Source organism: Lentibacillus kapialis, assembly GCF_014646635.1.
GTDB lineage: Bacteria > Bacillota > Bacilli > Bacillales > Amphibacillaceae > Lentibacillus > Lentibacillus kapialis.
Genome location: NZ_BMNQ01000021.1, coordinates 17,324 through 40,859, shown reverse-complemented (window position 1 = coordinate 40,859; position 23,536 = coordinate 17,324). Strand labels below are relative to the sequence as shown.

The following is a 23,536-nucleotide window of genomic DNA, read 5'->3' as shown; positions in this document are numbered from 1 at the left end:
CCGGTAAAGGAGGGAGGCAATACTACGATGTCAAACAATGCTGCTTTACAATCAGAGAAACAAGAAATAGATAATCTAATTAAAAAAGGGTACGTCATGACTAGTTCCAAAGGCACATTTGACGGAGATGTGGTTGTATTTGAAAATAAAATGACGTTTGAGAAAAAAACACTACTACTGACCCATCCGGATAGCAGAAAGTATTTTGCTACATTATATATCCAGCAATATAAATAAATGAAAAATTAAAAAATAGTGGGGGATGAATGCTAGTGGAAAAACAAAAGGTATTAATCAATAGAGAACGACTAAAAAATAAGTTAGAGGATTATGCTGATTTTGGCAGGACTGATAACAATGGCGTTACACGTTTAGCACTATCCGAAATAGATCTTAAAGTCAGGAAGCATTTCCAATCTGAGTGTGAAAAACTTGGCATGTCAGTCATATGTGATGATTTGGCCAACATGTATGCAACACTGCCAGGAAAAGATAATGATCAGCCTCCAATTGTTATAGGATCGCATTTGGATTCCGTAAAAAAAGGTGGACGTTTTGACGGTGTGCTTGGTGTTTTAACCGGGTTGGAAGTGGTCCGGACAATTGTCGAACATGACATCAAGCCGGAAGTACCCATTGTGGTTGCTAATATTACCAATGAAGAAGGTGCACGATTTGAACCCGCGATGATGTCTTCCGGTGTACTTTCCGGACATTTTGATAAAACGGCCATGCTGGGGTCGACGGATTCGGAAGGCGTTACATTTGGAGAAGCGCTCAAAAACAGTGGTTTTGAAGGGAAAGAAGAGAATCGCTTAAAAGATGCAGCCGCTTTTTTAGAATTACACATTGAGCAGGGGCCTGTATTAGAAAGTGAATCGCTGCAGATTGGTGTCGTTGAGGGTGTCGTTGGCATGGTTAACTATGAAATCGAGGTAAACGGTGATTCCGACCATGCAGGTACAACGCCAATGCCAATACGAAAAGATGCATTGTTTGCTGCTAATAACTTGATCACTGAAATACGTGAGAAAATGAAAAAGCTGGATGATAAGTTGGTTTATACGATAGGCAGAATGAATGTAAGTCCAAATATTCATACCATCATACCCAATAAAGTGGTGTTTACCTTGGAGGCAAGACATCAAGATGGCAAAACTATCAGGCAAGTAGAGGAAATTATTCAGGGGCTCCCGGAATCGTCGGGTAAGGAAAAATGTGACGTGAAAACAACTAAACAATGGAATCGGAATACAGTATGGTTTGATGAGCATATTGTCAATTCACTGGAACAATCGGCAAAAAATATCGGATATTCCTATAAGCGAATGGTAAGTGGTGCTGGACATGATGCACAGTTTATTTCAACCTATAATCCAACCGCCATGATATTTGTACCAAGTGTAAATGGTAAAAGCCATGCGGAAGATGAATTGACATCATGGGAGGATTGTGAGAACGGGGTTAATGTTATGCTGCAAACAGTTTTGGGATTAGCGACAAAGTAAAATGACACATTGTGACTCACGTCAAATGGTTAAAAGAAATTTATCACTTAAATTTCTTTTAACCATTTGTAAAAGATAACTATGCACGATCTCCAAACTAAGGGGAATTCTGTTTTCCTTTAGCACAGGTAGGACCATACTGTTACCCGAATAGTCTACTCCTTTATTCTACCTTCCGAAATATAATATGCCTTAGTAGGAATCTCCAAGGCAGACGATTACTTGGTTTCATAAAGCCTTTGCCAAGTAACTACACAATTTCTAAGATAAATGATTGCACGGTCGCTTCTCAATATAATAGTACCAGCGTTAATCTACCATTTTCTTGTCTGTTGCCTGTAAAGCAGCGAAAGTAGTGTTGGCAAGCATACGAGGGAAATACTGTAGTTATGCCAAATCAATTGATATTAACATGTTGTTTAATAATAAACAGATATTCTGAACAATGTGTCTAATGATAATATGAATCAAAATATTCATACTTATTTATAAATCGATTCAATTACATGAAAGGATGTTCAACTGCATATCAATGAAGAACGCAAAGGACTAAAAATGAGAAAATGAAAGCGCTTAATAACATTTTTCCAGCTTCAAATTATCAGGTGATTTTACAGCTATTAGTTCTATTTCAAGTTAATAAATAATTTTGAGGGAGATAATCTATGAAAAATAGGAGAAGTACAGTTTTTTTCCATGCAACAATCATTTTTGGCTTGATTATGTTAGAGACACCAATTGTATTACTGGCCAATAATATTGAACCAATGATTTTTGGACTGCCTCTTTTAGTTTTTTGGGTACTATTTTGGTGGCTGTTTTGTACAATTATTTTCCTGATCGCTTATATAAAAAAATGGGGAAAGAAAAATTCTATTTAATAGTTCAGTCTTTTAATGGGGAGGTACACTTATGTCAGCCGGAGTATTTATTATTTTTCTATTTATGTTTATTCCATTGATAGTAGGCTTTATAGCAGCTGCCAGGTCAAACAATTCGAGCAGTGATTTTTTTATCCAAGGTAGAAATATGGGTTCTGTTGCTGCTTTCTTTACTGTGGCAGCTACATGGTGGAGTTCTTTTGCTTTTTTAGGTTCGAATGCTTCATTTTATACAGAAGGACCAGTATATTTAACCGCCTTTGCATGGAATGTTCTTTTTGGATATCTGTACTACATAGTTGGAAAAAGAGTATGGTATCTGGGAAAAAAATTTGATTATGTTACACCTTCTGATTTTTTGGGTGATTTTTACGATAATGAACAAGTTCGAATCATTGTCGGAGCAGTTGTCACTATTTTCACAATCCCTTATTTACAGATTCAGTTAACTGGAGGTGCCTATCTGATAGAAGTTGCTTCAGGTGGGGTTATTCCTTTTTGGCTGGCAGCATTTCTCTTCTACGCAGTTATAATTGTATACGTTTGGGTTGGTGGTATTAGAGCGATAGCCTGGACGGATATTATATATGGTGCAATTTTATTCTTTGGTCTACTTTTGAGTGGTATCTATATATCCGACTTAGTCGGAGGCCCAATTTCCATGTTTAATGAAATGCAGCGTTTGCATCCGGAGCACCTGACCCTGCCTGGCCCAGATGGAACAGCTGGATTTTCAACATGGATTTCTTTGTGTGTTGTCACTGCACTTGGTGCTTTAATGGGCCCCCAACTTTGGTTGCGCATGTACGCAGTCAAGGATGGCCAGCTATTTAATTTGATGCCATTTTTAATAGCCTTGGTAGCTGTCACTTATTTAGGTTCTGTTTTAATAAGCTGGACAGGCGTTTTGAAGATGCCTGGAATTGAAAATGCAGACCAGGTTTTACCAATTATGGTTACGGAATACATGCCATTGGTTTTGGCTGCATTGATTTTAGCCGGGGGGGCTGCAGCAGCAATGTCTACATCTAACAGTCAAATCCATGCAGTTTCAACCGTTATTACAAAGGATTTTTATCAGAGATATAAAAATCCTAAAGCTTCAGATAAGAAATTGACAAAAGTTTCGAGGTACGCCATCCTCATTTTTTCTATAATTGCTTACTTCATGGCACTATTTGTTCCAGGAGTTCTTGTAACGATAGGGTTAGTCGCATTTGGTGGAACAGCACAACTTATTGTGCCGACATTAGGAGCTCTTTTTTGGAAAAGGTCCAATGCCAGTGGTGCTATCTTCGGGTTAATTGGTGGTGTTGGTTTAACGGTGATTTTAACTTTTATACCTGGGTTGACCAGTCCGTTGGGTCTTGATCCTGCGATGTGGGGACTTGCACTTAATACCGTGCTGTTTATAGCGGTCAGCTTAGCTACTGTCCCAAGAAATGAAAAAGTAGTTGAAAGATTTGATGAAGCACTAACAGCGTTTAAAAATAAGGAAGAAGGAATGCAGGAAGCTAATGAGGAGAAAGCTTTATAAAATGGCCCCTTGTCCAATCTTCACACTGAGAGGTTAAGAATAAATCCGCAAATTCGTGATAAATGCTGCATCTATCAATGCTTTGTAATAAGAACGGAAATTAATAATTCACCCAGATAAAAACCTAACAAGTAAGGAAAGGAAGCCCTTGTCGTTTTGCTCAAGTTAATGTGCCAGAACTCTTAGAAAGGGAGAGAGTTTAATGTCAGAAGAAAAAATGCTTTTAGAATTTATGAAAAAACATACTGATGAATTTATGGAAATGTTAAAGGAAGCCGTGACTTTAGAATCACCGACTGAAGGCAACAAGGAAGATCTTAAAAAATGCAGGGATTATTTTGAAAGAAGTTTTTCAAAAATAGGTTTTACATGCAGTATTGTACCAAGTAATGACAGTCGCTACGGAGACCATCTTCTAATGGAATTAGGAGATGGTGATGAGCAGGTACTTTTTGTGGGTCACTATGATACTGTTTATGAAAAGGGTGCATTTGGGAGCCTGTGGGAACAAGAGGATACAAAAGTATGGGGGCCAGGTGTATTTGATATGAAGGGGGGAATTGTACAGGTTTTTATGGTTGCAAAAGCACTAAAGGAGCTTAGTTTGTTACCTGAAAACAAAAAAATTGTATTTTTATTAACTTCCGATGAAGAAGCGGGTAGCCCTTCATCACACATGCATTATAAGGAGTTAGCCAAAAAGAGCAAAGCTTCATTTGTTATGGAGCCTACTTTTGGAGACTACTCTGGTCTATTAACAATCGGACGCTATGCTCGGGGGAACTATACATTTATTGCAGAGGGGAGACCAGCGCATTCCGGTCAAGAACCCGAAAATGCGGAAAGTGGGTTAAAAGAACTTGCACAGCAGGCTATTTACCTGGAAAGCCTTACTGATCTTGAAAAGGATGTAACAATTGCCTGTACTAGCTTTAATAGCGGTAATACTGGCTGGCCCACTGTACCAGGTGTTGGAGAGCTTACTATAGATGCCAGATTCTCATCAGCCGAAATTGCAAAAAAGTTCGATTCCCAGTTTCAAAATCTAAAGCCATATAACCCTGAGGTAAAAATAACAACTAAAGGAGGGATAGAAAAACCGCCTTTTGATGAAAAAGATCCTGTACACAAAGCCCTTTATGAGAGGGCCAAAAAGGTTGGGGAAAAGTTTGATTTGGAGATGGAAGGATTTGTGGGAAGAGCGGGAACTGATGGTAATTTCACTGCGTCTGTTGGTTCTCCAACTCTTGATGGTATGGGAATGAGTGGGGACTTCGCGCATCAGCCAGGCAAGGAATATATTAATACAGACGATATTGCAGTTAGAGGAGCTTTTGTAGCAAGTATGGTGCTTGAGGTTTTAAAAAATGAGTAATATTGCGCATAGAATGTTGTAGTGGAAACGGATTTCTCGCCAATACGAAGAATACACACAGCAATGTATACCACCAACGGTGCATATGCTCGTTTGAAGAACAAAAAGGGAGTATTGAACCTGGAAAGTTAGTTGATATGATACTCTCTGTAATCATTTTTACATATTGTTTTAATATACCCATATAAATTTAACATTATGTCTAATATGTTCAAGTCATTAACTGAATAGAATGTGCGTAGCTATATATTTGAAAGCTACAATCAACTGAATTATTTAAAAATATAAACAAGTGGATGTAAGCGTTTAAAATAACTGTCATGAGAATGCATGGGAGCTTACCAGTTAGTTTATGTGTCTTTTATTTAGAATTTGTGATTGCTATTTTAATTATCTATTAAGGAGGCGAACAATGTTTAATTTACCTTGGGAGACCGCACTATTAATGTTACCTTGGCCAGTCATTTGGGTCACCTTGGCTCTCGTTATGTATTTCAAAATGCGACGGGATGAAAAAATCGGAGATGCAGACGAATAACACAACAAATCACTGGAAAGGAAGAAATCGTCAATGAACTTAGACATTATCGTTTTTTTTATTTATTTGCTAGCAATGCTGGGAATAGGATTATACTTTACCAGAAGAGCTTCAGCATCAGCAGACCACTATTTACTGGGCAATCGAAAAATCGGTGCGCCTGTTACAGCCATCAGTATGCAAAGTTCTTCTATGAGCGGTTTCATGTTCATGGGTGGTCCGGCCCAGGCATTCCAAGAGGGCTGGCACGCACTGTGGTATGCAATAGGTGATGCTGGTGGATCGATTGTGAACTTGTCAGTTTTGGGAAAAAGAATGAGAAGAATGTCACAGCTGTTAGGAGCACTCTCACCAGTGGAATATTTGGAAAAGAGATTTGAAAGTACAGCTGTACGTGTGTATGGCGCAGTTGTAGGGATTATATTTCTATTTGCATATGCATTTGCACAGTTTATTGCTGCTGGAAAAGCATTGGAAGCGATGTCGGGTTTTTCATATGAAATGGCTTTAGTTATAGGTATAGGTGTTATCGTTGCTTATACTGTGCTCGGGGGATTCCTGGCTGTTGCTTTCAGTGGTTTTGTGCAAGGGATTATTATGTTGATAGGTGTAAGTATTATCGGTGTTATGGTATGGCCTCAAGTAGGTGGGCTATCAGGATTGAATGCACAGCTTGCAGAGATTGATCCTACATACCTCAGCATTTGGGGTAAGGATTTAGTCTATTATGGACAGTGGGGTGTCATCTTGGGTGCGGTTCTCATTTATGCTATTGGGTATATGGGCCTGCCGCACGTTTCCGTTAAACATATGTCTATGGAAGGTGGTGAAACCACAAAAAACGCCGTTCTTTGGTCAGCAGGTTTTAATCAATTATTTACATTCACCCCTTATATATTAGGAATGTCTGCTATTATCATTATGCCTAGCGTTTCAGACCCTGAAATGGTTATTCCGGAAATGATTTATATGGTATTTCCGGGGATAATAGCGGCGATTCTGCTCTCAGCCATTATGGCAGCCATTATGTCTACATGTGATGCTTTATTGATGCAAGCAGGGACAACACTTTCACGTGATGTTTATAGCCGGTTTATCAATAAGAAGGCCAGCCATAAACAACAGTTGCTAGTGTCGAGGTTATGTATTTTAGTTGGGGGCATCGTTGGCATTATTGTGGCTGTATACGAACCGCCAACCGTATTTGCGCTTGTCATATTTGCCTTTGGTGTATTGGGGAACACTTTCATGGTGCCTTACATTGCTTCGGTTTATTCAAAAAAGGCGAATAAAATCGGTGTGTTGTGTGGCATGGTTGGAGGTTCAGTAACCAACATTGTGTGGGAATTGTTCGCCTTCCAAAATGCGACAGAAATTCACCCGTTCCTGGCTGGAGTGCTAGTTTCTTTGATTGCCATGCTAATTGGAAATAAATTTGGAACACCACCATCAGACCCAATTTTAAATGCATTTGACTTAGCTAAAGAGAATAAAAGAGTCCCAAAAAAACTGGAAAAAGGAATTTTCGATGATTTAGCACCTGAAGCACGGAACATTTCCTGTTTTCTTGAAACGAATAAAGACATCCAGGAGTCAGCTATTGTGAATTGGAGCATTAAAGAAACATAAACAGAAAACAACGTTCGACGAAGCACCCAGATATCCTGAACGACATCCTAGAGTCAGACTGAATTTAGAGGGGTGACGTCATGAAAGAACAAGTATTAACACAATCTATAAAATTTGAAAAGAAGGAAATAGAGAGAAGCTTTATGAAATTACAGCCTAATGCAACGTTTTCGGCTGATCGAATAATCTATTATCCTTATTACTATTTCATTTATAATGTGAAAGCTAAACGACTTTTCTTGCCTATGGATGAAAAAGTCGGTTGTGCAGTAGATGCCATCAATGGAAATGGTTCATTAGTGGATTCTAATCCAAAGTGGGAAGCTTCTGAAATATTGGAAGGCCAGCGAATGCGTGAGTATCAGGCACTTGAAGATTGCTTGACCATTTCCAAAAGCTTTATCTATCGGTCCCTGTCATTAAAAATGCGGATGCTTTCTGTATCTCATGTAAAGGTTGAAAAACAACATTTATTTTATAGGCCCTACTGGGTTGTTTACAATAGTAAAAAGAGCGGACAGGATTTTATTGTGGATAGTGTGACAGGTCAGTACCATCCACTCTGAATACAAATGGGAATGGCTGCAGTGAAGTCAGAAATAATGCTGAGAATAACCAAATGCCATTAAACTACTGAAGTTTGACGTTTGGTTATTCAAAGTAATTCATAACAAAATGTCTTATCTGGTATTTTCTATTAAATGATAGGCTTTGATCGCTGTTTCAATCGCCAGGCGGTTAGTTGGTTCCAAGTAATCGTCTCCCAGGAGTTCTTCTATTTTTTTTAGGCGGTGATAGAGCGTCTGACGTACAATGAACAAACGCTCCGCTGTTTCTTTTTTTGATTCACTAAATTTCAAATACGTTTCAAGTGTACTTAGTAGTTCTGCGTTCATTTCCGTATCATGTTTAAGCAATGGGCCAATATAATCGACAATATACGATTCGATTAATTGATTGTCCTGCAGCCTGAAAAGTAGCCGGTATATTCCGATGTTTTCGTATAGAGCAATGTCTGACTCATGATATTTGTTCAGGCGAAAGACTTCATTGGCTTCTTTATAGGCTCGCATGAATGAAGTGCCTTGATGGCTGCCGCTGACGCCTATGTTTTTAGGATGAAAGTTAAGCGTCTTTGGGCATTCCGAGATTAATGCATTGAATTGGTTGGCAGCAAACTTGTCATGCTTATCGGCATCAAAAAAACTAATGACGGCGATTTCAGTTTTTTTTACGGAAACCGCTGGATAAAAACCATACCGTTCAAATAATGATCGGATTGACATCGACTGCTGCACTTTTATTTCATCCCACTCATCATTGCTGGCTGAAGATGCAGTATCCATCTGACAGATAAATACTCTGAAGTGTAAATGTTTCTTTGAGGACGGCATTATTATTTTGAGTTCATCAGGATTATATGGTTTTCCGAGCAATAGATTTTGCACTAAATCATCTTCCACATTTAATTTTCGTTCTTCAATGGTTCTGTTTCTTAATAAAATTTGGGCAATTGATATGGCTGCCCTGTCCAATACAGTAAATAAAAATTCGTTTGGAGAATCCTCGGTTACGTGAAGACATAAATATCCCCAAATCTGACCTACAACATTAACAGGAGTCAGTGCAAACTTTTTATTGTCAACCGTAATAATTTTTTCGAAAAGTTTTTCGGTATGATGATTTTGCACATATGAAGCGAGTAATTTATTAAATCCTTTTCCTTCAGGAGGATAATAATACGTTTTGGCTTCGTCAGTGACAAACAATGCGTACGATTGAAATTGATCATGTAATTTTTGCAAGATTTTTAGTGTGCCATTTGGTGAGAGGGACAGTTCCGTGAACTCTTTGGTTAAGTCACTAATCTCATATAGCATCTGATGATGCTGGTTAATAATATGGGTATGTAATTGTTGTGTAATCTCAACAAATTTAACAACTTCTTCAAAAACAATGATAGGAAAATTATGCTCATCTGCAAGTTGCTTAATCTTTTCTGGGAGCATAGTAAAATAAGGTCCGATTTCAATACAGATGCCAGCGACATTTTTGCTGATTAACCTTTCATAAGTATCTAATGAGGAGTCGAGATCGAGTCCATTCCCTGTAGTCAGAATCAGTTCACCTCCATTGAGCAAAGAATCAAAGTCTTTCGTTTCAATAATATGCGTCCATTTAATCTGTTTTTTTAACCCTTTTTTCCCTGCTAAAACACGAGCACTTTTAAATAACTCATTGTTGAGAGCACTATTGATTGTTAAGTGAAAGCTGCTCATCATTCCATGCCTCCAAACTGTTAAAATGAAATGAGATTAATTTAACATATTGTAAAATGAAAATTTTGAGAAGAATAAGTATAATTCTAATTATGAAAGGAAATGTAATCGCTGTCAATTGTTTGAACATCTGCTAAGGAGTGATTTCGAATGATTGAGTCATTAACGTTGATACTTGGACAGTTTGTAAAATGTTAAGCCACTGTCAGCCGTCTACAAATTATTCCGGAAAGGAGTTTTAAAATGAAAACGGTAAACGAAACACCACAGACACTTGTGGAAAAGGATCAGCGAAATATATGGCATCACATGTCTAAGGACGACGCTAAGAGAGAGCCTATGATTGCAACAGAAGCTAAGGGCTCATGGATTACAGACCATAATGGGAATAGTTATCTTGATGGCATGTCAGGGTTGTGGTGTGTGAATGTTGGTTATGGACGTGAAGAAATGGCACAAGCAGCATATGATCAATTAAAAGAGATGTCTTATTCGTCAATGTCACAAAGTCATTTGCCAGCTATTAAACTAGCTGAAAAATTGAATGATATGTTGAATGATGAGTATATGATTTTTTATTCCAATAGCGGTTCGGATGCGAATGAAGTCGCCTTTAAAATAGCCCGGCAATATCATCAGCAAAATGGTGAATCGTCCCGGTATAAATTCATATCCCGGTACCGGGCCTATCATGGCGGTTCCCTGGGTGCATTAGCCGCTACAGGCCAACCACTCCGTAAATTTAAATACGAGCCACTAACTTCAGGTTTTTTGCATGTCGCACCACCGGATAACTACAGAAAACCTGAAAGCATGTCTGTTAAAGAATACAACCTGCAAAGAGCCCGGGAAATTGAAGAGAAAATTATTTGGGAACAGAAAGAAACAATAGCGGGTCTTATTATGGAACCAGTCATTACGGGTGGAGGTGTATTAATACCAGATCCGGTGTATGTGGAAAAGGTTCAGGAAATTTGTAATCGCCATGGTGTACTATTGATTATGGATGAAGTGATTTGTGGCTTTGGAAGAACCGGCAAAACATTCGGTCATATGCACTATGATGTGAAGCCCGATATTGTCACAATGGCAAAAGGTCTGACAAGTGCCTATTTGCCTTTATCCGTTACGGCCGTTCGCAAGGATATCTATGATGTTTTTAATAATACGGAAGAAAATAGTCATTTCCGTCATGTGAATACATTTGGGGGAAACCCGGCATCATGTGCCGTTGCGTTAAAAAATATTGAAATCATGGAACAGGAAAACTTAACAAACCGGGCTGCTGTTTTAGGTGATAAACTGAGGGGCGAACTTAAAGAATTGGAAAGTCATCCATATGTAGGAGATGTACGGAATCAGGGCTTTGTGATGGGAATTGAAATGGTAGAAGATAAAGAAACGAAAACACCGGCGACTGACCAGAGAGTAGGCAAAATAATAGGTGAATGTAAAGCTAATGGTTTAATTATCGGAAGGAATGGCGATACGGTAGCCGGCTATAATAATATATTAGCCCTTTGTCCGCCGCTTTCCTCTTCAGATGATGACTTGGATTTTATCGTGTCTGTTATTAAAAAAGTATTTAAGAATAATGAATAATAAAAGGGAAGTAACGTTGAAACATTTTTATTAGTTTAGTAGTGGAGGGGTAAAAAGAATGAGAGTTGGAATACCACGGGAAATAAAAAATAGTGAGAATAGGGTGGCTGTTTCACCTCCGGGAGTTGATGCCCTCATCCAAGCAGGGCATAAGGTAGTTATTGAAAGCCAGGCGGGAAGTGGCTCGGGGTTTTCAGATGAGGAATATAAACGTGCGGGTGCATCCATTGTACAGAGTCCCAAAGAAGCCTGGTCTCAGGACATGGTAATGAAAGTGAAAGAACCACTTCCAGAGGAATATTCGTATTTTTATGAAGGTCTTATTTTATTTACGTATTTACACTTGGCTGCAGAACCTGATCTGGCAAAGGCATTAACAGAATCAAAAGTTACGAGTATTGCATATGAAACAATTCAGGGAAAAGATGGGTCACTTCCGCTTCTTACACCCATGAGTCAGGTAGCAGGCCGAATAGCAGCTCAAATTGGTGCCCAGCTTTTAGAAAAGCCCAGGGGCGGTAAAGGTATTCTATTAAGCGGTATTCCCGGTGTGAATCGTGGAAAAGTAACAATAATTGGGGGAGGAGTCGTTGGAGAAAACGCAGCAAAAATTGCAATCGGATTAGGAGCAGATGTGACAATCATTGACCTTAACTTTAACAGGCTACGTGAATTGGACAATTTGTTTGGTGATAAAGTGAATACGCTTATGTCAAACCCATTAAATATTGCAGAATCAGTCGAAAAATCTGATCTCGTTATTGGTGCTGTCCTAATTCCTGGTACAAAGGCGCCGAAGCTAGTGCCGGAAGCGGCAGTTAAGCGAATGAAAAATAACTCAGTTGTAGTTGATGTTGCAATTGATCAAGGGGGAATTTTTGAAACAAGCGATAAAATTACGACTCATGATAATTCTACCTTTATAAAACACGGGGTCGTTCATTATGCAGTGGCTAATATGCCGGGTGCAGTGCCGAGAACAGCATCGTTAGGTTTAACAAACGTAACATTGCCATATGCTCTAAAAATCGCAAATAAAGGTTATGTTGAATCAAGTTTAGAAAATGAATCAATCTTAAAAGGAATTAACACAATGAAGGGGGTTGTAACTTATAAAGCAGTGGCTGATGCACATGGGATGACATATGAAGACCCAAGTCTCCTGTTGAAAGATATTGAATTTGCAACTCATTAATAAAGAAATATTTGGAGGTTTTATTATGGCAAAATCGCAAACAAAAATAGAGACACTTAAAAACTATATCGGTGGTAAATGGATAGAGTCCGAAAGTGACAAAACAGAATCCGTAATAAATCCTGCCACGGGTGAGGTCGTTGCAGAAGCTCCACTCTCCTCACAAGAAGATGTGGATTATGCGGTCAAAGTCGCACAAGAGGCGTTTCAGGATTGGAAGGAGATCGCCGTTCCTAAACGTGCCCGTATCTTATTCAAGTATCAACAGCTTTTGGTGGAACACTGGAATGAACTGGCAGAGTTGATTACCATTGAAAATGGAAAAAATCTGAATGAGGCAAAAGGTGAGGTTCAGCGCGGGATTGAGAATGTGGAGTTTGCAGCAGGTGCACCGAATTTGATGATGGGAGATCAGCTTGACTCGATTGCATCAGGTCTGGAATCGGGCATGTATCGTTATCCGATCGGTGTTATCGGTGGTATCACGCCATTTAATTTTCCGATGATGGTTCCGTGCTGGATGTTTCCAATGGCCATTGCAACCGGCAACACGTTTATTCTGAAACCATCGGAACGTACCCCTATGTTAGCGAATCGTTTGGGGGAACTGCTGAAAGAAGCAGGGCTTCCTGATGGTGTGTTCAACATTGTTCACGGGGCCCATGATGTGGTGAACGGTTTACTCGATCATAAACACGTTAAGGGAATTTCCTTTGTAGGATCACAGCCGGTAGCCGAGTACGTCTATAAACGCGCTACCGACAACCTCAAGCGGGTACAGGCACTGGCCGGGGCGAAAAACCATTCGATTGTTTTGAATGACGCCAATATGGATAATGCCTCCACGCAAATTTTGAATGCTGCGTTCGGGTCTGCCGGCGAGCGGTGTATGGCGGCATCCGTTGTGGCTGTAGAAGAATCTGTGGCAGATGAATTTATTGATCAGCTCGTGCAAAAGGCCAATGACGTGACAATCGGCAATGGATTGGATGAAGGCGTGTTTCTGGGTCCTGTCATTCGTGAACAGCATAAAGACCGTACCCTGAATTATATCAAAACAGGGGAAAGTGAAGGCGCCAGTCTGATCCGGGATGGACGCGATGACGGAAGTGCCCAGGAAAAAGGCTATTTTGTCGGGCCTACCATTTTTGATCATGTCACAACCGATATGACAATATGGCAGGACGAGATTTTCGCGCCTGTACTATCCATCGTTCGTGTAAAGGATCTTGATGAAGCCATTGATGTCACGAATCAATCGCCGTTTGCCAATGGTTCATGCCTATTCACACGGGATGGTGGAAGCGTTCGGCAATTCAGGGAAACCATAGATGCGGGTATGCTGGGTGTCAATATTGGTGTTCCGGCACCGATGGCCTTTTTCCCATTCTCCGGGTGGAAGGATTCTTTCTATGGTGATTTGCATGCCAATGGAAAAGACAGTGTTGAATTCTACACGCGTAAGAAAGTTATCACAACGCGCTGGGTATGATGGGGAGATATGGGCTAAGTGCAGTGCCACAGACGTACTGCACTTTTTTCATGCAAGCATTTATATTTAAAAGCAACACATTAGAAAGACGCGGCATTCGCTTCGTCTTATAACGAATGCCGAAGTTTTTCTAACCAAAATTTTCGTCTGTTTCCCCCGATTAGCGGAAGGGAGGATTTGCTTGGTTCGGAAAATCCAACTTTGGCGGATCCTCATTCCGTTATTGACGTCAATTAAAGCTTTTCAAACATGTTAGCGGATCCTCGTTCCACTATTTGCTCTTTCCGCCCTAGTTTTGCCCTATTTTTACCTGAATAGCGGAATGAGGATTCATTACAACACTAAATGGGGAGATTTCTGTTCATTTAGCGGAATGACGATCCGTTAGGTATGGATAATCCAGTTTTGGCGGATCTTTCCTTCTGTTATTTGTTTCTTTGGAACGTGAGGCTAAAAATCTTGGGCATAACTAAGTTACAATTCTAGAGACGAACAATGCTCCGCTATAGTGGAGGAAATATACGTATACTACGGGAGGCTCACCAGCCCGCCCTAATGTGTGTGAAGTATATTTCCGGATCGAGTCGCTTTTTGCCCAGTTTTCAAATTCTATTCTGCGTCTATATCCTGTATACGGTTGAAACCTTCCTGATAAAGATAATCAGCCGCTTCATGATAAGTGGTGTGTGTCCCATCCAAAACGTTGCCCGCATAGATATTCCATACGTCATATTCATTCATTAGCTGGAGTGTTTGATTCTCAGCGTTTATCCACGTTTCTTCAAAAGGCTCTGCTTCAGAGAGGGACGCAATGGATTGCTTGATCACCTGTTGCAGTTCTTCTTTAGTAAAGTCACGAATGTTCACCATTCCTTTTGAGTCGGTTACATAGCCATTTTCTTCTATTAGTTCAGCATATACAAATCCATTGCCATTTGGATGCAGGCGATACACGACAATCTGTTTATCTTTGACGCTTTCTTCAAAGTGGAAGTTAACACGCCTCAGCGAGATGTCGTTACGTTTTAATTCTGGAAAGGATTCAATTATGGTCAGTTTTTCTTCAAATGTCAGCATGAGACCTCCGGGATGATTATAGTTAGGATGTCACTTCATTTTATCACTTGCCGGCTGATTATTGAAATAAGAGAATCGTTTAGTTAGCTGCAGCAGTTGGTTTAATATTGTGTTCCCTTGTATTAAAATATGGACAAAAAATAATGATAATCGTTAATTATTTATTGTAATTCAATAAATAACGTGTTAATATTCAAGTGACTAATTAGGAGTGAGGTGCTGAAGATGACACGTGGAACGACTCTTTTTTTAAAGCTGGCGGTTATGATGATTGGTATCCCCATTCTTGCTCTATGTATGTTTGTGGTGCCTGAGATAGGAAATTATGCAGCAATATTGTATCCGGAAATGGCTTTTATAAACTATCTTGTTTTTATCGTTATGTATGGAGCGGCGATACCGTTTTACGTTGCTTTGTATCAAGCTGTTAAACTTTTAAGCTATATCGACAAGAACAATGCTTTTTCAGAACGGTCTGTAAGAGCTCTGAAACATATCAAATACTGTGCCATGATCATCAGTATCATCTATGTAGGAGGTATGCCGATTTTTTATCTCATAGGGGAGAAAGACGATGCCCCGGGCGTGATCGTAATCGGAATGGTGATTATTTTTGCTTCCATGGTGATTACTGTCTTTGCGGCTGTTCTGCAAAGGCTTTTAAAGGATGCGATTGATATAAAATCAGAAAATGATCTAACGGTCTGAGGTGAATAACATGGCGATTGTAATCAATATTGATGTGATGCTGGCTAAACGAAAAATGAGCGTAACTGAACTTTCAGAGCGGGTTGGAATAACAATGGCTAACCTTTCTATATTGAAAAACGGGAAGGCAAAGGCGATTCGAGTATCAACGTTAGATGCGATTTGTAAGGCTTTAGAATGCCAACCCGGCGATATTTTAGAATACCAAAGTGATAAAGAAGACATCCGGGATTTATAAACGTGGAAGATTTAAAAGGGAGGATTGTTATCTGACGGTTTCAGCCTTCTCGCGGGAAAGCGCCGCTGAAAAGTCCGATAGAAGGCTTCTTAAGGTCAAAACCCATTTTCCGTTACTTCAATGTATCAAATTAATAGGGGAGGGGAATTACGTGTGAATGTTACCATTCAGAGGGATTCTCAGAAAAAATCCATAGAAGAAAAAATAATGAGAGCAATAAAACAACTCGTTCGTTTTGGCTGGGAGCAGGCCTTATCCTGCTTGTTTCCGGTTGTTATTTTTGCCTCTTTGGCGGTCACACAAATCCTGCCTTTGTCATTTCTGCCACGTTATGATTGGCTGCTTCTAATATTTCTATTGATGCAGTGGGGGATGATCCGCTCGGGGCTTGAAACGCGGGATGAATTAAAGGTGATCACCTTGTTTCACCTTATCGGCTTTGCGCTTGAGATCTTTAAAGTACATATGGGCTCGTGGTCGTATCCGGAGGAAGGGTATTCCAAAATCTTTGGGGTGCCTCTGTATAGTGGATTCATGTATGCAAGTGTAGCGAGTTATCTTTGTCAGGCCTGGAGAAGATTAAAGGTGGACCTGGTTAAATGGCCACCGTTTTTGGCAGTTGTACCGCTTGCAGCTGCCATTTATTTGAATTTCTTCACCCACCATTATTGGGCGGATGTACGCTGGTGGTTGTCTGCACTTGTCATTATCGTTTTTTACAGGTCTTGGGTCACATACGAAGTTGGCAGGACGCGTTATCGCATGCCGCTCGTGTTTTCTTTTGTGCTTATTGGATTTTTTATATGGATCGCTGAAAATATTGCAACGTTCTTTGGAGCATGGGAGTATCCCAACCAAACCAATGCATGGAGCCTCGTTCATCTGGGAAAAGTGAGTTCATGGCTTTTGCTGGTAATTGTGAGCTTTCTTATTGTAGCGACGCTGAAGCAGGTTAAAGGGAAAATGGCTCAAGGGTAGCCGCGGCTGTTCTATAATGTCGCATATGCCATGTCATAGAAACAATACGGTTCATTGCCTAAATGGGATGGATAGTCATAAAAAATTCCGCACTACTTTTAGTGGTGCGGAATTTTTGGAGTTATTGGAATTTCTCTTTTAAATAATGAACAGATTATGCTGCAAGATCACAAAGTATAATAAGAGGTGATCAGGAAAACAAGCTCCATTGTATGCTCATCATGGCAGTAAAAATAGATGTGAAATTATTCAGATTTTAAAACGAAAAGTATTACATAACAAAAGGTGCATGATAACGATTACACTATAAATATAAAGAGGTGAATAGAAGTGCTGAGCTCCCGGCAAAGACGCATAATCAGTCACATGTTGCAAAATAAAGGGTTTACGTCAATCAGGGAATTTTCGAACCTTTTCCATGTCAGTGAAAGAAGTATTCAGTACGATCTTGAAAACATTGAGTATTACGCCAAAAATCATGGAGCTCAAGTGAAACGGGACAAGCGTTCAGGCGTTCAGTTGATTAGCAGCTCTGCTTTTGAGCAACAGGTTGCAGGTGATCATGGTAACGAGATGACAATATATTTATCGCCTGAAGAACGGAAGGAAAAAATTTTAATAACGCTGTTTGAATCCTTGAAGCCCGTAAGTTCCGGTCAACTCGCATCACTATTATTTGTTTCCAGAAGAACTATTGTAGAGGATTTGAAAGAAGTACACATTTGGTTGTCAGAACATGATCTGGAATTAGATTACATGCAGAATAAGGGTTTTCATATCAAGGGGGAAGAGCAGAGATACCGGGAATCATATGTTGAGGTATTAATCAAGCATTATCAAGGTGGTGTCGTTCCTTCTGGTATTCAAATATTGACCAGCAGCGAGATAGCATTAATCAATCGTTCAATTGACAGTGTTCTTGAAAAAGAGCCGCATTACAGTATTGTTCAAACTGCGAGAGATGGACTTGTTTTTCATATCGCCATAACCGTTCACAGGGTTCGAAATGAATGTAACATAACGATGCCTGAAGAAGAACTTCAAAAGCTGGCGAAAGAAAAAGAATTTGCCATCGCAGAACGTATTCAACAAGAGGTAGAAGAACAATTCTCACTTAAGTTTCCTGAATCCGAGACAGGTTATATAACCCTGCATCTGCTCGGAGCGAAACAGGCTGACTTGGAAATGGCTGATGAATTTAAAAAAGAAGAGTCGCTGACAGATTCGCTGGAAGTCTTCATCAGACATATGAGTGGATACATGGGAATTGATTTAACTACCGACTCAACCTTGTTAAATGGTTTGCTTGTTCATCTGAAGCCGGCTTTATACCGGCTGCGATTCCATATGCGTAATGAAAACCCTTTAAAACAGGAGATTCAGGAGCGTTATCCGAACACGATTGCTGCTGTAAATTCAAACCTGTCACTTATGGAAAATGCCTTTAATGTAACATTTAATGATGATGAGACAGCTTATATTGCGATGCACATTGGATCGGCAATTGAACGTAAATTGGAAAAAACGCGTTATGAATTCAGAGTGTTGCTGGTATGTGCAAGCGGTGTCGGAACATCACAATTACTGAAAAGCAAAATTGAAAATTATTATCCGGAACTTAAGGTGTATGATTCGTTTTCGGTTTATGATATTGACCCTAATTACTTTACGGCTAATCGAATTGATTTGATTATAACAACCATCCCAACACCTGAGTTTCCGGTTCCGGTTATCAAGGTTTCACCATTTTTAACAAAAGGAGACCGGGAAAAATTAAACGGGTTCTTGAACGCTGAACGGGAAAATGCAATTGAAAGCGGGCTCTCAAATGGCCCGGCATTAAATGAGCTTCTGCCGGAATCTTGCATCAGGTGGAACGAACAGGCAGCAAACTGGGAGGAAGCTGTTAGAAAGAGTGTTGAGCCGCTGGTTATGAATGGCATCGTAACCCAGGAATATGAGCAGGCAATTATTGAACAGTTTAAGATAAATGGGCCGTATATGGTTATTGATCATGGTGTTGCTTTGCCGCATGCAAAACCGAGTCATGGTGTGAAGCATCCGGGATTCAGCTTTGTTAAACTACGACATCCTGTCTATTTCGGACATTCTCAATATGATCCGGTTAAATTTGTCATATGTCTTGCAACAGTTGATCCACATATACACCTAAATGCGCTTCGTCAATTAACTATGATACTTCAGGATCATGAAAAAATGGAGCAATTACGAGAAGGAAATAAGCATGGTTTGATGGAATTGTTGAAGGATGTAAGCCGATTTTGAGGAGGTGAGATAGCTTTTGCTGGAACACGTTTTAACAGAGGAAATGATCCAAATTAAACGTCAGGTTAATGGATGGGAAGAAGCGATTCAATCAGCTGCCCGGCCTTTGGTTGAGCATGCATATGTAACGGATGATTATGTCAACGCCATGATTGAAAATGTAAACGAACTTGGGCCATATATTGTCATTGCGCCCGAGATTGCAATTGCTCATGCCAGACCTGATGATCATGTTAAGAAAATTGGTTTGAGTCTATTAAAACTTGATCAGAGTATAAATTTTGCGGAAAACAGCCATTATGCTTCATTGGTTTTTGTATTGGCTGCCGTCGATGAAGAACAGCACTTAGATATGCTATCGGAACTGGCTAATGTTCTGAATGATAGCGGCAAAGTAAAACAGCTTAAAGAAAGTGCTGCCACATCAGAAATTCTTAATATCATTCATAAACAGTAAAGAGGAGGCGTTTTAAAATGAAATTTTTAGTTGTGTGTGGTCATGGATTGGGAAGCAGTTTCATGGTGGAAATGAATGCTAAACAGGCTTTGTCGGAATTGGGAGCACCAGATGATTTGGAGGTGGAGCATAGTGACTTGGGTTCAGCTGCCTCGGACATGGCGGATATCTTTATCTGCGGGAGGGACCTTGCCGATAACTTAGAAGGAATGGGTGAACTGATTGTCTTGGATAATATTCTTGATAAAGATGAATTAAAAGAAAAATTAAACGTGAAACTTGAAGAAAAAAATTTAATTTAATAGAGGAGTGAAGCGGAATGGAAGCAGCATTATCGGTTTTAGTTGATATTCTTAGTGAACCGGCAGTTTTGGTTGCCATCATCGCTTTCGTTGGTTTGATCATGCAACAGAAATCTGCAGCTGATATAACAAAAGGTACAACAAAAACTTTGCTGGGTTTTATTGTGCTGAGTGCCGGGGCTGGCGTTGTATCGGGTTCCTTAACCCCGTTTGGTGATATGTTCCAGGAAGCTTTTGGCGTGCAAGGTGTTGTTCCAAATAACGAGGCAATCATTTCAATTGCTCTGGAAAATTACGGGTCGACCGCGGCATTGATCATGATTTTCGGTATGCTGATCAATATTATTATCGCACGCATTACAAATTTGAAATATATCTTTCTGACAGGTCATCACACATTTTATATGGCAGCGTTTCTAGCTATTATTTTAACCGTCGCTGATCTAACTGGTACAACATTGATTGTCGTCGGTTCTGTCGCATTAGGATTGCTTATGGCATTTTTGCCGGCAATGGCGCAGCCCGCAATGCGCCGCATTACCGGTAACGACCAAGTTGGGCTTGGTCATTTTGGAACAATCAGTTATGTGTCTTCTGCAGGCGTGGGTAAATTCTTTAAGGGTTCCAAATCCACGGAGGATATTAATTTTCCAAAAGGCTTGAGTTTTTTGAGAGACAGTTCCGTCAGTATTTCTTTAACGATGGTTGTTATTTATATCATTGCTGCACTATTTGCCGGGAAATCGTTTGTTGAAAATAATCTGAGTGATGGAACGAACTATATCGTCTTCTCATTAATTCAAGGTGTTACCTTTGCTGCTGGTGTATTCATTATTTTATCTGGTGTACGTCTGATTTTGGCTGAAATTGTACCGGCGTTCAAAGGTATTTCTGAGAAGCTTGTTCCAAACTCAAAACCGGCACTGGATTGCCCGATTGTATTCCCTTACGCACCGAATGCTGTTCTGATTGGCTTTTTTTCCAGTTTTGTAGCCGGCGTTATCGGAATGTTCGTTCTATTCATTACAGGAGGTGTCGTCATACTACCTGGCGTTGTCCCCCATTTCTTCCTTGGTGCTACATCAGGCGTATTTGGAAATGCCACAGGCGGTATAAAAGGAGCGGTAGCTGGTTCTTTTGTCAACGGTTTGATTATCACGTTTCTGCCTATTCTATTTTTGCCATTGCTCGGCGATCTTGGGGATGCTGCGACAACCTTCTCAGATACAGACTTCCTGGTTGTAGGAATTGTATTGGGTAACATTGCTAAGTTTATGGGGCAGTTCGGAATAATACTGGCCATTATCATTACAGGTATCGCTGCTATCTTAATCAAAGCGAAAGCAGGTAAACAACAACCGGAAGAAAGTTAATATTGCTGGGAGCATTGGCGGCTCCCGGTATTATAATTATTTTGGAGGAGATATTTTATGCAAACGGCGTCATCTGTTTCAAAATTGTCTATCAATACAATCCGCACATTAACATTGGACAGTGTCGAAAATGCTCAGCATGGGCACCCCGGCATGCCGATTGGCTCGGCTCCTATGGCCTATACATTATGGAAAAGTTTCATGAATATCAATCCGAATGACCCCAATTGGTTTAATCGTGATCGTTTTGTGTTGTCGGCGGGCCATGGATCAATGCTGCATTACGCTCTGTTGCATTTATCCGGCTTTGACGTAGCAATCGAGGACTTAAAGGGTTTCCGTCAATGGGGAAGCATAACACCGGGTCATCCCGAATATGGCATGACACCGGGGGTAGAGGTCACCACCGGACCGCTTGGCCAGGGAGTCCCCGCCGCTGTCGGGATGGCCTTAGCCGAAAAACATCTTGCGTCAGTTTATAACAAACAAGCTTTTCAAGTTATTGATCACTACACTTACGCTATTTGCAGTGACGGTGATTTGATGGAGGGTGTATCTTATGAGGCTGCGTCCTTTGCAGGTCACATGAGATTGAACAAACTGATTATGCTTTATGATTCCAATGGCGTCAGTCTTGATGATAATCTGGAAGAATCTTTTTCAGATGATATTCAAAAACGATTTGAGTCAATGGGCTGGCATTATTTATATGTTGAAGATGGAAGAGATACAGAAGAAATCGCTAAACAAATACGTGAAGCTCAATTGGAAGAGACTAAGCCTACCATTATTGAGGTTAAAAATGTAATCGGCTATGGGTTAGAAGGGATTGAAGGTACGCATAACGCGCATAGTGATCCAGTAGGCCAAGAGGCGATTGAGAAGGCAAAGACGTTTTATAATTGGGACTACGAATCACCGTTTTATGTACCGGATGAAGTGTATAAGGATTTCAGCAGCATCCGTGATAATGGATCAGCAAAACAAACTGAATGGAATGAATTGTTTGATCGTTATAAGAGTGAGCACCCTCAATTAGCCAAAGAGTTAGAACGTGTCATAAAAGGTGAACTTCCTGCTGGATGGGAAAATGAACTCCCTGCTTTTGAAACCGGTGAAAAGGTTGCAACAAGGGTTTCGGCGAGCGAGACACTTAATAACCTGGGAACCAAATTACCGGAATTGACAGGCGGTTCTGCTGACCTTGCCACCTCGAATAAGGCGGTTCTCAAAGAACATGACTATTTAAGCAGGAAAAACTATGCTGGAAGGAATGTACGGTTTGGTGTTCGCGAGTTTGCAATGGGAGCTATTGCCAATGGCATGGCCTTACACGGGCTTAGACCGTTTGTTAGCACATTCTTTGTCTTCTCGGATTATCTGCGTCCGTCTATCCGTCTGGCGGCACTAATGGGGCTGCCTATCACATATATATTTACACATGACAGCATTGCTGTCGGTCAGGATGGTCCGACACACCAGCCAGTCGAACATTTGGCTTCATTCCGAGCAATGCCGAATATGTCATTGATTCGTCCAGCAGATGCAAATGAGACGAAAGCAGCTTGGAAGGCTGCCTTAATGCAGCAATCCACTCCTACTATGCTGGTATTGGGAAGACAGGGTGTTCCTACTTTAGAAGCGACACAAGAGCTTGCAGAGAGTGGGGTCATGAAAGGTGCATACATTCTGTCACCAGCAAAACAAGATGCTGAAGGAATATTGCTTGCATCAGGGTCAGAAGTTCATTTGGTCTTAGAGGCACAATCAAGGCTAGCCAATGACAATATCTATGTTGATGTTGTCAGTATGCCATCCTGGGATTTATTTGATCAGCAGTCACAGGAATACAAGGATGCAGTGCTGAAACCGGAACTGAAAAAACGTCTTGTTGTCGAACTTGGCTCAAAAGTCGGCTGGAAGGAATATGCGGGTGACAACGGTGCTGTTATGAGTATTGATATGTTTGGTGCTTCTGCGCCCGGAGATGAAGTGATTGAGCAATATGGATTTACAGTTGAAAAAGTAGCAGAGCGATATAAGTTGTTGTGAAAATATTAAATCTTGACAAAATGATAGCA

Annotated in this window: 20 protein-coding genes; 18 read left to right on the top strand and 2 right to left on the bottom strand. The window is 40.3% G+C overall.

What is annotated here, in order from left to right; all coding sequences use genetic code 11:
* The first annotated feature begins 27 nt into the window (after window positions 1–27).
* From IEW67_RS09110 to IEW67_RS09080, 7 genes are all read left to right on the top strand, one after another.
* Window positions 28–237: a hypothetical protein gene (locus IEW67_RS09110; RefSeq protein ID WP_188632761.1), complete on the top strand. Its 210-nt coding sequence runs from the start codon at window positions 28–30 to the stop codon at window positions 235–237.
* 35 nt (window positions 238–272) lie between these two features.
* Window positions 273–1,508, top strand: coding sequence for a Zn-dependent hydrolase (locus IEW67_RS09105; protein ID WP_188632760.1), 1,236 nt, complete (start codon window positions 273–275; stop codon window positions 1,506–1,508).
* A gap of 665 nt (window positions 1,509–2,173) precedes the next feature.
* The gene (locus IEW67_RS09100; RefSeq protein ID WP_188632759.1) at window positions 2,174–2,389 is read left to right on the top strand and encodes a hypothetical protein; all 216 of its coding nucleotides are present in this window, start codon (window positions 2,174–2,176) and stop codon (window positions 2,387–2,389) included.
* A 31-nt stretch (window positions 2,390–2,420) separates the two neighbouring features.
* Window positions 2,421–3,926: a sodium:solute symporter family protein gene (locus IEW67_RS09095; protein WP_188632758.1), complete on the top strand. Its 1,506-nt coding sequence runs from the start codon at window positions 2,421–2,423 to the stop codon at window positions 3,924–3,926.
* Between the two features lie 202 nt (window positions 3,927–4,128).
* A complete protein-coding gene (locus tag IEW67_RS09090) occupies window positions 4,129–5,301 on the top strand; it encodes a M20/M25/M40 family metallo-hydrolase (RefSeq protein ID WP_188632757.1) in 1,173 nt (390 codons plus the stop codon).
* A 571-nt stretch (window positions 5,302–5,872) separates the two neighbouring features.
* Window positions 5,873–7,468 carry a sodium/proline symporter gene (locus IEW67_RS09085; RefSeq protein WP_188632756.1) on the top strand — a complete coding sequence of 532 codons (1,596 nt, stop codon included), beginning with the start codon at window positions 5,873–5,875 and terminating at the stop codon, window positions 7,466–7,468.
* 80 nt (window positions 7,469–7,548) lie between these two features.
* On the top strand, window positions 7,549–8,034 hold the full coding sequence (locus IEW67_RS09080; RefSeq protein WP_188632755.1) for a hypothetical protein: 486 nt from the start codon (window positions 7,549–7,551) through the stop codon (window positions 8,032–8,034).
* Between the two features lie 114 nt (window positions 8,035–8,148).
* Here the strand turns inward: IEW67_RS09080 and IEW67_RS09075 are convergent, their stop codons facing one another.
* Window positions 8,149–9,750, bottom strand: coding sequence for a PucR family transcriptional regulator (locus IEW67_RS09075; protein ID WP_229671725.1), 1,602 nt, complete (start codon window positions 9,748–9,750; stop codon window positions 8,149–8,151).
* Between the two features lie 240 nt (window positions 9,751–9,990).
* On the opposite strand from IEW67_RS09075, the gene IEW67_RS09070 reads away from it, so the two are divergent.
* The 3 genes from IEW67_RS09070 to IEW67_RS09060 are packed head-to-tail and all read left to right on the top strand — an operon-like array spanning window position 9,991 to window position 14,036.
* A complete protein-coding gene (locus tag IEW67_RS09070) occupies window positions 9,991–11,349 on the top strand; it encodes an aspartate aminotransferase family protein (protein WP_188632754.1) in 1,359 nt (452 codons plus the stop codon).
* 58 nt (window positions 11,350–11,407) lie between these two features.
* Window positions 11,408–12,544, top strand: a complete 1,137-nt coding sequence (gene ald / locus IEW67_RS09065; RefSeq protein ID WP_188632753.1) for an alanine dehydrogenase — start codon at window positions 11,408–11,410, stop codon at window positions 12,542–12,544.
* Between the two features lie 25 nt (window positions 12,545–12,569).
* On the top strand, window positions 12,570–14,036 hold the full coding sequence (locus IEW67_RS09060; protein WP_188632752.1) for a CoA-acylating methylmalonate-semialdehyde dehydrogenase: 1,467 nt from the start codon (window positions 12,570–12,572) through the stop codon (window positions 14,034–14,036).
* 609 nt (window positions 14,037–14,645) lie between these two features.
* On the opposite strand, the gene IEW67_RS09055 is transcribed toward IEW67_RS09060, so the two are convergent.
* Window positions 14,646–15,113, bottom strand: a complete 468-nt coding sequence (locus IEW67_RS09055) for a hypothetical protein (protein ID WP_188632751.1) — start codon at window positions 15,111–15,113, stop codon at window positions 14,646–14,648.
* A gap of 225 nt (window positions 15,114–15,338) precedes the next feature.
* Here IEW67_RS09055 and IEW67_RS09050 point away from each other — a divergent pair, with 225 nt between their 5' ends.
* The 8 genes from IEW67_RS09050 to tkt all read left to right on the top strand — a co-directional run bounded on the left by IEW67_RS09050 (window position 15,339) and on the right by tkt (window position 23,507).
* The gene (locus tag IEW67_RS09050) at window positions 15,339–15,821 is read left to right on the top strand and encodes a DUF2975 domain-containing protein (protein WP_188632750.1); all 483 of its coding nucleotides are present in this window, start codon (window positions 15,339–15,341) and stop codon (window positions 15,819–15,821) included.
* A 10-nt stretch (window positions 15,822–15,831) separates the two neighbouring features.
* On the top strand, window positions 15,832–16,059 hold the full coding sequence (locus IEW67_RS09045; protein ID WP_188632749.1) for a helix-turn-helix domain-containing protein: 228 nt from the start codon (window positions 15,832–15,834) through the stop codon (window positions 16,057–16,059).
* Window positions 16,060–16,266: 207 nt separating this feature from the next.
* Window positions 16,267–17,037 carry a DUF817 domain-containing protein gene (locus tag IEW67_RS09040; protein ID WP_188632748.1) on the top strand — a complete coding sequence of 257 codons (771 nt, stop codon included), beginning with the start codon at window positions 16,267–16,269 and terminating at the stop codon, window positions 17,035–17,037.
* Between the two features lie 330 nt (window positions 17,038–17,367).
* Window positions 17,368–19,323: a BglG family transcription antiterminator gene (locus IEW67_RS09035; protein WP_188632747.1), complete on the top strand. Its 1,956-nt coding sequence runs from the start codon at window positions 17,368–17,370 to the stop codon at window positions 19,321–19,323.
* 19 nt (window positions 19,324–19,342) lie between these two features.
* The gene (locus IEW67_RS09030) at window positions 19,343–19,780 is read left to right on the top strand and encodes a PTS sugar transporter subunit IIA (RefSeq protein ID WP_373288509.1); all 438 of its coding nucleotides are present in this window, start codon (window positions 19,343–19,345) and stop codon (window positions 19,778–19,780) included.
* Between the two features lie 17 nt (window positions 19,781–19,797).
* Window positions 19,798–20,082 carry a PTS sugar transporter subunit IIB gene (locus IEW67_RS09025; protein ID WP_188632746.1) on the top strand — a complete coding sequence of 95 codons (285 nt, stop codon included), beginning with the start codon at window positions 19,798–19,800 and terminating at the stop codon, window positions 20,080–20,082.
* Window positions 20,083–20,099: 17 nt separating this feature from the next.
* Window positions 20,100–21,455 carry a PTS ascorbate transporter subunit IIC gene (gene ulaA, locus IEW67_RS09020; RefSeq protein ID WP_188632745.1) on the top strand — a complete coding sequence of 452 codons (1,356 nt, stop codon included), beginning with the start codon at window positions 20,100–20,102 and terminating at the stop codon, window positions 21,453–21,455.
* 57 nt (window positions 21,456–21,512) lie between these two features.
* Window positions 21,513–23,507 carry a transketolase gene (tkt, locus tag IEW67_RS09015; RefSeq protein ID WP_188632744.1) on the top strand — a complete coding sequence of 665 codons (1,995 nt, stop codon included), beginning with the start codon at window positions 21,513–21,515 and terminating at the stop codon, window positions 23,505–23,507.
* The last annotated feature ends 29 nt before the right edge of the window (window positions 23,508–23,536 follow it).